Source organism: Pseudophaeobacter sp. 1A16562, from assembly GCF_041008785.1.
Classification (GTDB): domain Bacteria; phylum Pseudomonadota; class Alphaproteobacteria; order Rhodobacterales; family Rhodobacteraceae; genus Phycobacter; species Phycobacter gallaeciensis_A.
Genome location: NZ_JAXGFT010000002.1, coordinates 354,670 through 368,605 on the forward strand (window position 1 = coordinate 354,670; position 13,936 = coordinate 368,605).

A 13,936-nucleotide genomic window follows, 5' to 3' on the forward strand; every position below is an offset into this window, starting at 1 on the left:
CCTGTTTTCCCGTACTGCCAACCCTTCGATGCGACGTAGAAGAGCCAGCGGGATATATGCATGCTTGTTAAGCATAGCCTAGAAAGCCCAAGCGGATTCTGGCAAGAAAAAGCGACACTACGGGCGGCAAAAGCTTTTGGCCGTGAAATCGTCCGGTCGAATGATTTCCATTTGTTATTAGTGCGGTAGCGGGGATTTGAGTGCGCTGGCTTGCCGCGCCTGTTGAAAACACTTTCAAAAAGAGGCGAAGAATACAGCCCATTATTCAGGCGAAAAGACAGAATCTGCGGTGACAGGCGGCAGCGCGCAAACTGCCGGGCGCGGCACGAATGCGCTTTTCTCCTGCACGTGGGATCGGATAGCTTGCAGCCATGACCAACGCTCCCCGATTCATTCACCTGCGCACCCACACCGAATACTCTTTGCTGGAGGGGGCGCTGCGGCTGAAGAAGCTGCCGGATCTGTGCAAGGCAAACGATATGCCTGCCATTGCGGTGACGGATACCAATGCGATGTTTTCCGCGCTGGAGTTCTCGGTCACCCTGTCCGGCGCCGGGATCCAGCCCATCATCGGCTGTCAGGTGGATCTGACTTTCGAGAAGACCGAACCGGGAGAGCGCCCCAAGGCGCCGGCCCCCATCGTTTTGCTGGCCCAGAACGAGGAGGGGTACGAGCATCTGATGAAGCTGTCCTCCTGTCTTTACGTGGACAAGGGTGGGCAGCTGCCGCAGGTCACGCTGGAGGATCTGGAGGTCAATTCGGCGGGTCTGATCTGTCTGTCCGGCGGGCCGGACGGGCCGGTGGGACAGCTTTTGCAGCAGGGACAGCGCCCGGCGGCCGAAGCGCTGATGCAGCGGTTGAAGGCGATCTACCCGGATCGGCTGTATGTAGAATTGCAGCGCCATCCGGGCGAGGACGGGCAGCCCGATGCGGAAAAGCTGACCGAACGCGGCCATGTGGAAATGGCCTATGCGATGGAACTGCCGCTGGTCGCCACCAATGACGTCTATTTCCCCAAGACCGAGATGTATGAGGCGCATGATGCCATGATCTGCATCGCGGAAGGCGCCTATGTGGACCAGTCCGAGCCGCGCCGCCGCCTGACCGCGCAGCATTATTTCAAAAGCCAGCAGGAGATGGTGACGCTCTTCGCCGATCTGCCGGAAGCGGTCGAGAACACGGTGGAAATCGCTAAACGCTGCGCCTTCATGGCCTATCGGCGCGACCCGATCCTGCCGAAATTCGCCGACGATGAGGTGCAGGAACTCAGGCGGCAGGCCAACGAAGGCTTGCAGAACCGCCTTGCCGTGATCCCGCACGCAGTCAGCGTAGAGGAATACCAGAAACGGCTCGACTTCGAGTTGGACATCATCGAGGGCATGGGCTTCCCCGGCTACTTCCTGATCGTTGCCGACTTCATCAAATGGTCCAAGGACAACAATATCCCCGTTGGGCCAGGGCGGGGCTCGGGTGCGGGCTCGTTGGTGGCCTATGCGCTGACCATCACCGACCTTGACCCGCTGCGCTATAGCCTGCTGTTCGAACGCTTCCTCAACCCGGAACGGGTGTCGATGCCCGACTTCGACATCGACTTTTGTATGGACCGGCGTGAAGAGACGATCCGCTACGTGCAGCAAAAATATGGCCGCGACAAAGTAGGCCAGATCATCACCTTCGGTGCATTGCTATCCAAGGCGGCGGTGCGCGATATCGGACGCGTCTTGCAGATGCCCTATGGCCAGGTGGACCGCCTGTCCAAGATGATCCCGGTGGAAGGGGTGAAACCTGTCTCCATCGAAAAGGCCTTGCAGGACGAACCTCGCTTGAAGGAAGAAGCCCGCAATGAGCCTGTGGTGGACCGGCTTCTGACATACGGTCAACAGGTCGAAGGTCTGCTCAGGAATGCCTCGACTCACGCGGCGGGGGTGGTGATTGGCGACCGGCCACTGGATGCGCTGGTGCCGCTTTATCAGGATCCGCGGTCGGACATGCCCGCGACCCAGTTCAACATGAAATGGGTGGAACAGGCCGGTCTGGTGAAGTTCGACTTTCTGGGCTTGAAGACGCTGACCGTAATTCAAAACGCGGTGGATCTTATCAACCAGTCCGGGCGCGATCTGCACATCGCAGCCGATGGCACCCAGCTTTATGAGCCGCCCGAAGGCGCGGTGAACGAGATCAACGCCATCCCGCTGGATGACGAGGCCTCTTACAAGCTTTATTCCTCGGCCAAGACGGTTGCCGTGTTCCAGGTGGAATCCACCGGCATGATGGATGCGCTGAAGCGCATGAAGCCGAACTGCATCGAGGATATCGTTGCGCTGGTGGCGCTCTATCGTCCCGGTCCGATGGAGAATATTCCAACCTATTGCGAGGTGAAGAACGGCCAGCGCAAGATCACCTCGGTACATCCGCTGATCGACCATATCCTTGAGGAAACCCAAGGCATCATCGTCTATCAGGAGCAGGTGATGCAGATCGCCCAGGTCATGGCGGGCTATTCGCTTGGCGGCGCCGACCTCTTGCGCCGCGCGATGGGTAAGAAGATCAAGGAGGCGATGGACGCCGAACGCCCGAAATTCGAAAAGGGCGCCGCGGAAAATGGCGTCGACAAGAAGAAAGCCTCGGAGGTTTTCGACCTTCTGGAGAAATTCGCCAACTACGGTTTCAACAAATCCCACGCGGCGGCCTATGCGGTGGTGTCCTACCAGACGGCTTGGCTGAAGGCGAACCACCCGGTGGAGTTCATGGCCGGGGTGATGAACTGCGATATTCACCTGACGGACAAGCTGGCGATCTATTTCGAAGAGGTTCGAAAGGGGCTGAGCCTGCCCTACGTGCCGCCTTGCGTGAACCGGTCAGAGGCGACGTTCAACGTGGTGAACGGCGAACTGGTCTATGCGTTGGGCGCGCTCAAGAACGTCGGCGTCGATGTCATGCGGCTGGTGACAGCGGCGCGGCGCGAGGATGGCACGGAACGGCCCTTTGTCAGTATTTTCGACTTTGCCCGCCGGGTGAATCTGAAGAAGGTCGGGAAGCGCCCGCTGGAAATGCTGGTACGGGCCGGAGCCTTTGATCAGCTCGACAGCAACCGCCGCCGCCTGTTCGAAAGCCTCGAGGGGCTGGTCAATTATTCTGCCGCGATCCACGAACAGAAGAATTCCAATCAGGTCTCGCTATTCGGCGAGGCGGGCGACGATCTGCCGGAACCGCGCCTTGCTGGTACCCCGGACTGGCTGCCTGCCGAACGTCTGGGCGAGGAGTTCAAGGCGATCGGTTTCTACCTGTCTGGTCACCCGCTGGACGACTATATGCCCGCCTTGAAACGCAAGGACGTGATGACCCTGGATGAGGTCACCGCCAAGGCCGAGCGCGGTCCCTTCATGGCCAAGATGGCCGGGGTTGTCGCCGGGCGGCAGGAGCGCAAATCGGCGCGCGGCAACCGGTTTGCCTTTGCCCAGCTCAGCGATACCAGCGGCGCCTATGAGGTGACCCTGTTCTCCGAAGTTCTGGAAAAATCGCGCGAGTTCCTTGAGACCGGTGCCAAGGTGGTGATCACCGCCGAGGCGACCATGGAAAGCGACCAGCTGAAACTGCTGGTGCGCTCGGTCGGGCCAGTCGATGCGGCCATTGCCGATGCCGGGAAAAGCTCGCTCAGGGTCTATGTCAGCGATGCCAGCGCCATCGGCACTGTGGCCCGCGTGCTGGAGGATGCAAAATCCGCCGCCCGCAACGCCAGCCGGGGCGAGGTGCTAATGTATCTGCAGGATCCCGGTCTTCCGGGCGATGTGGAAATGGATCTGGGGCAGATCTTTCCGATCAACCCGCAGATCAAGGGCGCGCTGAAGTCGCTGGAAGGTGTTCTGGACGTCGAGGAAATCTAACCCCAGACCCGGCGGGAAACCACCGCGCCGGGATGTGGGGAGGGAACCGTTAAAGCTTTAGATAAACGTCTTCTTCTTGCTGAACGTGTTTTTAGGATAACTGGCATAGTCAAAGGGAAACCTTTTGCACTAGGGCTGCTTCGTGTCATCGTTTTTCGCCAGATTGAAAGACTACTGGGTCTACCTGCTGATCTGTGCAGGGACGATGGTAACCTTTGTGATCAGCGTTGAAATCGATGCATTTGATTCCTTCTACGAGTATAGTCGCGCGCATGAGGACTGGGAGCTGGACGAGATCGCCATTCTGGTGCTCAACTTGGCCTTCGGGTCGTTTGTTGCGCTGATCGTAAGGTCCCGCCAGTTGGCCCGCGTTGCAGGGGAACGGGACCGGGCCGAGAAAGAGGCGCAGCAGTTCGCGTGGCATGATCCCCTGACGGGCCTGCCGAACCGGCGTGCGTTCGTCGATCACCTGGCTACGCTCGACAGCGCAGACGGGGCATCGGGCGGGGTTGTGCTGATGCTGGATCTTGATCGGTTCAAGGCGGTCAATGACATCCACGGACATGCCTATGGCGATCTGGTCCTGATGGAGTGTGCAGCGCGGCTGCGGGCAGAACTCACTGCGGATGATCTTGTTGCGCGTCTGGGCGGAGATGAATTTGCAATCGCGCTGGATCCAGAGACCACCGCGACGCGCGCTGAAAGCGTCGCCCGACGTTTGCTGACTGCGATTTCACAGCCGATTCTTGTGGATGGTATCCGGCTGTCCGTCGGCACAAGTGTCGGACTGGCCTTGCTGACACCCCGGCATAAGGCGTCAGACGCCCTGCAATACGCGGATCAGGCGCTCTATTCGGCCAAGAAAGGCGGCCGTGGGCAATTTGCCTGGTTCGACGCAGAGTTGGAACAGGAGGCCCGGGAGCGGCGCGCATTGGAGCTGGATCTGAAAGAGGCCGTAGCGAATGACGAAATCGCGCCCTTCTTTCAGCCCGTCTTTGACATTGCCACCGACAGGCTGCGCGGCTTTGAGGTGCTTGCGCGCTGGACCCACGCCACCCGCGGCGTGGTGCCGCCCGATCTGTTCATTGAAATCGCCGAGGATGTCGGGCTGATTGCCCCGCTGGGCTGGAGCGTCCTGCGCCAGGCCTGCCTTGTGGCGCGCAGCTGGGATCCGCGGGTGCGGCTGGCGGTGAATGTATCGCCGACCCAGTTCCGCGACGGTCATCTGGTCGAGCGGATGAAAGAGGTGTTCGAGGAAACGGGCTTTGATCCCCGTCGGTTGGAAATCGAGCTGACGGAAACCGCAATCATGTCGGATTTTGCCATGGCGCAATCCACCCTAAGACAGCTGCATGCACTGGGCGTCACAGTGGCGCTGGATGATTTCGGGGCGGGGTTCTCGTCGCTGTCAAACCTGCGGCAATTACCGTTCGACAGTATCAAGATCGATGGCAGCTTCATTTCCGACATCAAGGATCGGCCCGAAAACCAGCGAATCGTATCGGGGATCCTGGCCCTGGCGCATGGGCTGGATCTGGAGGTGACGGCGGAAGGAGTGGAAACCGATGCGGATTTCGACTTCTTGCAGTCGGTGAAATGCGAAATGGGGCAAGGGTATCATTTCGCCCGCCCCATGTCGGGGGAAGACGTGGCTTGGATGCTGGAAACAAAGTGGTCATCGCTGCGGCGCATGCGCTCCAACTCTGATCCGGAGCAGGACCGGTTCTCCAAGGCAGGTTAGCGCCGCGTGCCTGAAACGCCGCAGCGGCGGGGCGGAAACGGGTGACCGTGGTCGGGGAAGGGGCTTTCCAGCCTTGCCTGCAATCCTATAGCAGCTCAGTAATGCGGCGGCCGCTCATCTCCGAAAATCACCCCGCCGGTACCTTCCTGTGATCGGGTTGCCTCGCGTTCGAACAGCATCTGAACCCGGTGGGTTAGGCGATCCAGTTCGGTTTGCTGACGGGCAATCACATCGCTCAGCTCGTCAACGGTGCGGGTAAGATGCGCGATCTGTTCTTCCAGGTGCTGCATGATGTGTCTCCTTGGCTGCGCAACGTCATACGCGCGCCGGGCTTGCCGGTCCATGGGGGAAACGCCAACCTGCTACCACGGTGGGCCGACGGGAGACGGCCGACAGGCACAGGATCGACAGGGGGGATGCGCCATGACAATCAGCAGTGAAACACAGGATGGGGTCACTACCATCTCCATCTGCCGCCCCGAGGTGCGCAACGCGGTGGATCCGGATACGGCCCGCGCGCTGTTCGAGGCGTTTCTGGGGTTTGACGCAGATCCGGGCGCTCGGGTTGCTGTGCTGACCGGGCAGGGCGGTTATTTCTGCGCCGGGTTTGATCTGAAGTCCGCCGGATCGGGCGCTGCGGATGCCTGGATCGCCGGGCTGGATATTCCTGAAGGGTGGTCTGATCCCATGGTCGATCCACTGCCCGGACCGATGGGACCCTCGCGGCTGATGCTGCGCAAACCGGTGATCGCCGCCATCGAAGGCCCTGCCGTCGCCGGGGGGCTGGAACTTGCCGCCTGGTGCGATCTGCGCGTGATGGCTGACGACGCGACCGCAGGTGTATTCTGCCGCCGCTGGGGGGTGCCGCTGATCGATGGCGGCACGGTGCGCCTGCCGCGCATTCTGGGGCAGGGGCGCGCAAATGATCTGATCCTGACCGGACGCCCGGTGCAGGCATCGGAAGCCCTGTCGATGGGGCTGGCAAGTCGGGTCTGCGCCCCAGGGGCTGCGTTGGAGGAGGCTCAGGCGCTGGCGGCCGATCTGGTGCGCTATCCGCAGGCCTGCATGTTGGCCGATCATCTCTCCGCCCGCATGGCGCCAGCGGAACTGGCGGCGGCACTGAAACGCGAATGGCAATCGCGCGCAAGCTTCGTGGCCGAAGGGCGCGACGGCGCGGCGCGCTTTGCCGCAGGGAAGGGTCGTAGCGGGGACTTTGCCAATATCTGACGGGGCGGGGCCGGGCACGCACCTGCGGCGCAAAGGCCGCGACGTCACCTCAGCGCGTATCGTTACCTTGCCGTTGTTACATGCATCGGCTAGACCCCGCGGCACGTATCAGACCAACGACACCCGTGAGGAGGCCACAATGGCCAAAGTCAAGAAACAACCCCGCCCCAAGGCCATCACGCCCAAGGGTTTCCGCGATTATTTCGGCGCCGAGGTCACCCAGCGCACCGAGATGCTGCATGCGATCGCCGGGGTTTACCATCGATACGGGTTTGATGCGCTGGAATCCTCGGCCGTGGAAACGGTGGAGGCGCTGGGCAAGTTCCTGCCGGATGTGGACCGCCCGAACGAGGGTGTCTTTGCCTGGCAGGAAACCGACGAGAGCGGTCAGGGCGACTGGATGGCGCTGCGCTATGATCTGACGGCGCCGCTGGCGCGGGTTTATGCCCAGCACCGCAACGATCTGCCCACCCCCTATCGCCGCTACGCGATGGGGCCGGTCTGGCGCAACGAAAAACCGGGACCGGGCCGCTATCGCCAGTTCTACCAATGCGATGCCGATACCGTTGGTACCGCTTCGATGGCGGCGGACGCTGAAATCTGCGCCATGCTGTCTGACACGCTGGAAACCGTCGGCATTCCGCGTGGCGACTATCTGGTGCGAGTCAACAACCGCAAGGTTCTGAACGGTGTGCTTGAGGCCATGGGACTTGAGGAAGGCGCTGCCTCCCGCGATGACGTGCTGCGCACCATCGACAAGTTTGACAAGGTCGGCGAAGAGGGCGTGCGCCAGCTGCTGACCAAGGGACGGCTTGATGCCTCGGGCGCCTATATCGATGGCGTTGGCCTTAGCGAAGAACAGGCCGCACCGGTCCTGGCCTTCCTGACCTCCAAGGCTGCCGACACTGCTGGAACGCTGGAAAACCTGCGCGCTGCCGTGGGCGACAGCAAGATCGGCGCCGAAGGCATTGCCGAGCTGGAGCAGATTGGCGCGTTGCTGGCGGCGGGGGGCTATGGCCCCGACCGGATCGAGATCGACCCCTCGGTGGTGCGCGGTCTTGGCTATTATACCGGTCCGGTGTTCGAGGCCGAGCTGACCTTTGAAATCCTTGATGAAAAAGGACGCAAACGGCAGTTCGGCTCGGTTGCGGGCGGCGGTCGTTATGACGGGCTGGTGAAACGGTTCACCGGGCAGGAAGTGCCGGCCGTTGGGGTCTCCATCGGCGTTGACCGCTTGCTGGCGGCGCTGCGTGAAAAGGGACGTCTTGCCACCCAGCCGACCGGGCCCGTGGTGGTCACCGTGATGGACCGCGACCGCATGGCCGATTATCAGGCGATGGTAACCGAACTGCGCAACGCAGGCATCCGGGCCGAGGTCTATCTGGGCAATCCCAAGAATTTCGGCAACCAGCTGAAATATGCGGACAAACGCCATTCCCCCGTCGCCGTGATCGAAGGCGGCGACGAAAAGGAAAACGGTGTGGTGCAGATCAAGGACCTGATCCTTGGGGCAAAGATTGCCGAAAACGCCACGCTGGAAGAATGGAAAGAACGGCCCAGCCAGTTCGAAGTGCCGCGCGCGGATCTTGTCGCGAAGGTGCGCGAGATCCTCGAAAGTCAGGGATAGTCCGATGCCCACACGTTCAGACATATTGGCCCGCGCCGCACGGTTGCGGATGAATTTCGAGGCGGCCGGTGCCCAGGCAGTCGAGCCGCCGCTGTTGCAGCCTGCTGAAACGCTGCTGGATCTTTACGGCGAGGACATCCGCGCCCGCGCCTATATCACCTCGGATGCGCTGCGCGGCGAACAGATGCTGCGCCCCGATTTCACCGTGCCCGTCGTGCAGATGCATATGCGCCAAGGCGCCGATCCGGCCCGCTATACCTACTCGGGCGAGGTGTTTCGCCGTCAGGAACATGACCCGGACCGCGCCAATGAATATGTGCAGGTCGGCTATGAGGTCTTTGACCGCGCCGATCCCGCCGGGGCCGATGCCGAGGTTTTTGCCCTGATCGCCCTGCAGCTCCGGGGCCTGCCGCTGCGCGCCGCGACTGGCGATATCGGTATCCTGATGGCCGCGGTAGAGGGGCTCAACACCACCGACAAGCGTAAATCCGCGCTGATGCGGCATATCTGGCGGCCGCGCCGGTTCCGCAGCCTTCTGGAACGCTATGCCGGGCGGGGCACCGTGCCGGAAAGCCGTAAGAAGCTCTTGTCCACCGAAGGTTCCTTGAGCGGATCCGCCCCCGCGATTGGCAAGCGCCGCGCCGCCGAGGTTGACGCACGGGTTGAGCTGCTGCGCGCCGATGCCGCCATGCCGCCGATTTCCGAGCATGAGCTGTTGGCGTTGGAAGCGCTGATGGCCGTGCGCGAAACCATCCCCTATGCCATCGAGCAGATGCGCGATATCGCGGTGGATCTGCCACAGATCCTGCCCGCGCTGGACCGGCTGGAGGCGCGCAGCGCCGCGATGAAGGCGCGTGGCATCGATGTCGACAGTCTCGATTTCGAAGCCTCCTACGGGCGAACCTCGATGGAATATTACGACGGTTTCGTCTTTGGCTTTTATGCCGAAACCCAGCCCGGACTGCCGCCGGTTGCCAGTGGCGGACGCTATGATGCGCTGACCCGGCAGTTGGGGCAGGGTGATGAAATCCCGGCGGTTGGCGGGGTATTGCGCCCCGATCTGATGCTGATGCTCGAGGAGGTGCAGTCATGAGCCTGAAGCTTGGCGTGCCGTCCAAGGGGCGGCTGATGGAAAAGACCTTTGACTGGTTTGCGAAACGGGGCGTGACCCTATCGCGCACCGGGTCCGAGCGTGAATATGCCGGCGCCATCGAGGGCGTGCCGGGGATGGAACTGGTGCTGCTGTCCGCCGGGGAAATCCCGCGTGAACTGGCGGCGGGGCGGATTCACCTTGGGGTGACAGGCACCGATCTGGTGCAGGAAAAGCTACCGCGCTGGGAACAGCAGGTCGAAGAGCTGGAGCCACTGGGGTTCGGCTTTGCCGATCTGGTGCTGGCGGTGCCGCAGTTCTGGATCGACGTGGATACGCTGGATGATCTGGATGCGGTCGCGGCGGCCTTTCGCCAGACCCATGGCCACCGCCTGCGGATCGCAACGAAATACCACCGTCTGGTGCGGGAATTTCTGACCGAGGCTGGGGTGGCGGATTACCAGTTGGTCGACAGCCAGGGCGCCACCGAAGGCACGGTCAAGAACGAGACCGCGGAAATGGTCGCAGATATCACCTCGACCGGGGAAACCCTCAGGGCCAACCACCTGAAGCTGCTGAGCGACGGTCTGGTGCTGAAGTCTCAGGCGACTCTGTGGCGCAGCCGCGAGGCGAAATACTCCGCCGATGAAAAGGCCGCGCTGAATACCCTGCTGGACATGATTGGTTAAACTCTCACGTCGGCCCTTGGCTCCCGCGTTCGCGGGGGCCGGGGCAGGGCGCGTTACAGGACGCCGATCTCCGCCAGTGCCTGTGACAGTTCGGCGGGCAGGGGCTGTTCCTCTTCGCGCCCCTCTGGCAGGTCTGCGGGGCTGTCCTCGGGCTTCAGATAGCGCCAGCCCTGAAACGGACGTTTGGGCGCGGTGTTGGTGCGATGCAGATTACGGTCCAGCACGATAGCGCAGCGGCGGATACCGTCCTCGCCGGTGACTTCATCCAGCCGCAGAATGCGCTGGCGGCATTGGATCAGCCCCTTGATCACCCAGAAAACCGAGCCGCCATTCAGCAGTTCCGTCTCGCGTTTCGGCCACATGCGGGTCACGTGGCGGGGCAGGCCTTCGGGCAAAGTTTGGCGGTAATGCTCCTGCCAGGCCTGCAGGTTTTCAACACTTTCGGTCCCGACCGAGAGTTTGACCAGATTGATGTGCTTTTCCAAGGTCGTCCCCCAAGTGCCCAGTCACTGTGTCCGGGTTCTTTATCCTAGACCTTTTGCCGCGCGCAGCAAGCGACTGCAAATCGCTTTTGCGTGGGAGGCACTCGCGCCGTTGTCATGGTGCAGGTTCGGGCGGGACCGTCGAAAATTCTCCCGCAGTTATCCACAGGCTGCCCACAGATTCCTCCCTGCAGCTAACAGCATCTAGTGTCTATCTTGGGGGTGTGTGCCAATATATGGTGGGTCAAGGGCAAAATTCTATGTCGAAATCGTAAATTTGCGTTGAAGTGCGCAATTTTGCTGTAGAAGAATGTAGAAGAATAAGGACGGCGCCGACCTTCCATGTGAATTTGCCGTTCTCGAAAGGTCAGCGCCAAAGATGTCCGATCCCCTGAAGTGAGGAACCAGAATCTTGAGTTACCTTAAACGAACTTTACTGCGCTCGACCAGATCAAAGAATGCTGAGCTGAGAATCCGATCCCGTTTCAGTGAGGTTATAGTCCACGGCAGCCCGGACTTTGTTCGGTCCTCTATGACGGAATGGCAGATCTGGAGGCTGGTTCATCGGGCTGCCGGATTTGGCATGGCATTAATCTTGATCTGGTGCACAAGTGGCTGATGGACGGGATAAAAAGCCCCCTCAAACTATCCACAGGCTGTCCACAGATTTCTCCCCGGAAGTAACAGTATCTAGTGTTTTGTTTGGGGTGGGCGCCAATATATGGTAGGGTTGAGGGCAAAAATCTATGTCGAAATCGTAAATTTGCGTTGAGGCTTCTCCAAACCGTGTAGTATCGAGAGCGCCAAGCCGTAACGACCAGCCACGAGGGATTCGCTGTATGAGCCGCTTTGCCGCCCCCATTGCCGAGCAGATCTGGGACATGAAATACCGCTTCAAACAGGCGGATGGGACCCCGATTGACGTCACTGTCGAAGACAGCTGGCGCCGGATTGCACGCGATCTGGCACGGGCCGAGGACAAGCCCGATGTCTGGGAGGAAAAGTTCTTTGAGGCGCTGGAAGATTTCAAATATCTGCCCGCAGGCCGCATCACTGCAGGGGCGGGGACTGCGCGTCAGGTGACCCTGTTCAACTGTTTTGTCATGGGCACCGTGCCCGACAGTATGGCGGGTATCTTCGACATGCTGAAAGAGGCAGCCCTGACCATGCAGCAGGGCGGCGGCATTGGCTATGATTTCTCGACCATCCGCCCGCGGGGCGCCGACGTAAAAGGCGTGGCGGCAGATGCATCCGGCCCCCTGTCCTTTATGGATGTCTGGGACGCCATGTGCCGCACCATCATGTCCGCAGGCTCGCGCCGCGGCGCCATGATGGCGACCATGCGCTGCGATCACCCGGATATCGAGCAGTTCATCACCGCCAAATCCGACCCGGCGCGGCTGCGTATGTTCAACATGTCGGTTCTGGTCACTGATGATTTCATGGATGCGGTCAAGGCTGACGGCTCCTGGGATCTGGTCTTTGGCGACAAGGTCTACCACACGGTCGAGGCACGTGATCTGTGGAATAAGATCATGCAGGCCACCTATGACTATGCCGAACCGGGCGTGATCTTTATCGACCGGATCAACAAGGCCAACAACCTCTCCTACGTCGAGGAAATCTGCGCCACGAACCCCTGCGGCGAGCAGCCCCTGCCGCCCTATGGCGCCTGCCTTCTGGGCTCCGTCAACATGGCGCGGCTGGTGTCGAACCCGTTTGAAGCCAATGCCGAGCTGAATCTTGATGCGATGCAGGAACTCGTCGCCACCGCGGTGCGGATGATGGACAACGTGGTTGACGTCTCCAAATTCCCGCTGGACGCGCAGGCGGCTGAAGCCCAGAACAAGCGGCGGATCGGCCTTGGTGTCACCGGGCTGGCTGATGCGCTGCTGATGCTGGGCCTGCGCTATGGCTCGGACGAGGCGGCGCGTCAGACCGACGAATGGCTGCACCAGATCGCCCGCGCCGCCTATCTGGCCTCGGTGGATCTGGCCAAGGAAAAAGGCGCCTTCCCGCTGTTCGATGCAGAGAAATATCTGGCGTCGGGCAATATGATGAACATGGACGAGGACGTGCGCGACGCGATCCGCGAACACGGCATCCGCAATGCGCTGCTGACCTCGATCGCGCCCACCGGCACCATCTCCCTTTATGCGGGCAATGTGTCCTCGGGGATCGAGCCGGTCTTCGCCTATGCCTATACCCGCAAGGTGCTGCAAAAGGACGGCTCGCGCACCGAAGAGGAAGTGGTGGACTACGCGGTGAAGATGTACCGCGACAAGTTCGGCGCCGATGCGGAACTGCCCGACTATTTCGTCAACGCCCAGACCCTGGCGCCCGCGGATCACGTGAAGATGCAGGCGGCGGCGCAGAAGTGGATCGACTCATCGATCTCCAAGACCATTAACTGCCCGGAAGATATCTCGTTCGATGACTTCAAGGACGTCTACATGCAGGCCTGGGATCAGGGCTGCAAGGGCTGCACCACCTACCGCCCGAACGACGTTACAGGATCGGTGTTGTCGGTCAGCGAAAGCGCAGACACCGCGCCGGGTGAAACCGCGGATGCACCGCACGAGAGCGATACCGAAAACGGCGCCGAAGTGGTCTATATGTCCGAACCGCTGGACCGCCCGCAGTCGTTGGAAGGCCATACCTACAAACTGAAGTGGCCGGACAGCGAGCATGCGATCTACCTCACTATCAACGACATCATCATCAACGGCCACCGCCGCCCGTTCGAGGTCTTCATCAACTCCAAGAACATGGAGCACTACGCCTGGACGCTGGCGCTGACGCGGATGATCTCGGCCGTGTTCCGCCGTGGTGGCAACGTATCCTTCGTGGTGGAGGAACTGAAAGCCGTCTTTGACCCACGTGGGGGGGCCTGGGTGCAGGGCAAATATATCCCCTCGATCCTGGCGGCCATCGGCGGCGTGATCGAAACCCACATGGTAGCAACCGGGTTCCTCGAAGGGGAGGGCATGGGGCTGAAGTCGGATCCCAAGGCGGAAGTCGTCACTCTGAATACCCCGCGCGGCAAGGCCTGCCCAAGCTGCGGCCAGTTTGAAATGCAGATGGTCGAAGGCTGCATGACCTGCCGCAGCTGTGGCCATTCCAAATGCGGCTGAGCGTGGGGTAACCAAAAGTCATGTCGGGACCACTAATAAACTGCCATTGACGGGGGTTTTTT

General features: G+C 61.0%; 9 protein-coding genes. 7 read left to right on the forward strand and 2 right to left on the reverse strand.

Annotated elements, in window-relative coordinates; all coding sequences use genetic code 11:
- Positions 1–371: 371 nt before the first annotated feature.
- Positions 372–3,884 (forward strand): DNA polymerase III subunit alpha, encoded by a 3,513-nt coding sequence (dnaE, locus tag SM764_RS04050; protein WP_274832291.1) that lies wholly within the window; start codon positions 372–374, stop codon positions 3,882–3,884.
- A 142-nt stretch (positions 3,885–4,026) separates the two neighbouring features.
- Complete coding sequence (locus SM764_RS04055) at positions 4,027–5,625, forward strand: putative bifunctional diguanylate cyclase/phosphodiesterase (protein ID WP_369001072.1); 1,599 nt, start codon at positions 4,027–4,029, stop codon at positions 5,623–5,625.
- A 95-nt stretch (positions 5,626–5,720) separates the two neighbouring features.
- Here SM764_RS04055 and SM764_RS04060 read toward each other — a convergent pair whose 3' ends face one another.
- Positions 5,721–5,915, reverse strand: coding sequence for a SlyX family protein (locus tag SM764_RS04060; RefSeq protein ID WP_065271085.1), 195 nt, complete (start codon positions 5,913–5,915; stop codon positions 5,721–5,723).
- Positions 5,916–6,048: 133 nt separating this feature from the next.
- Between SM764_RS04060 and SM764_RS04065 the strand changes: the two genes are divergently transcribed.
- The 4 genes from SM764_RS04065 (at position 6,049) to hisG (ending at position 10,258) form a co-directional block, all read left to right on the forward strand.
- Positions 6,049–6,852: a crotonase/enoyl-CoA hydratase family protein gene (locus SM764_RS04065; RefSeq protein ID WP_368948601.1), complete on the forward strand. Its 804-nt coding sequence runs from the start codon at positions 6,049–6,051 to the stop codon at positions 6,850–6,852.
- Positions 6,853–6,991: 139 nt separating this feature from the next.
- The gene (hisS, locus tag SM764_RS04070) at positions 6,992–8,479 is read left to right on the forward strand and encodes a histidine--tRNA ligase (RefSeq protein ID WP_274866592.1); all 1,488 of its coding nucleotides are present in this window, start codon (positions 6,992–6,994) and stop codon (positions 8,477–8,479) included.
- 4 nt (positions 8,480–8,483) lie between these two features.
- Complete coding sequence (locus SM764_RS04075; protein WP_369001073.1) at positions 8,484–9,572, forward strand: ATP phosphoribosyltransferase regulatory subunit; 1,089 nt, start codon at positions 8,484–8,486, stop codon at positions 9,570–9,572.
- Entirely contained in the window at positions 9,569–10,258 is a 690-nt protein-coding gene (gene hisG / locus SM764_RS04080; RefSeq protein WP_065271081.1) for an ATP phosphoribosyltransferase, read from the forward strand. Before SM764_RS04075 ends, hisG begins: the two co-directional genes overlap by 4 nt.
- A 53-nt stretch (positions 10,259–10,311) precedes the next feature.
- On the opposite strand, the gene SM764_RS04085 is transcribed toward hisG, so the two are convergent.
- Complete coding sequence (locus SM764_RS04085; protein ID WP_369001074.1) at positions 10,312–10,743, reverse strand: DUF1489 family protein; 432 nt, start codon at positions 10,741–10,743, stop codon at positions 10,312–10,314.
- Positions 10,744–11,579: 836 nt separating this feature from the next.
- Between SM764_RS04085 and SM764_RS04090 the strand changes: the two genes are divergently transcribed.
- Positions 11,580–13,874, forward strand: a complete 2,295-nt coding sequence (locus SM764_RS04090; RefSeq protein ID WP_369001075.1) for an adenosylcobalamin-dependent ribonucleoside-diphosphate reductase — start codon at positions 11,580–11,582, stop codon at positions 13,872–13,874.
- Positions 13,875–13,936 lie beyond the last annotated feature (62 nt).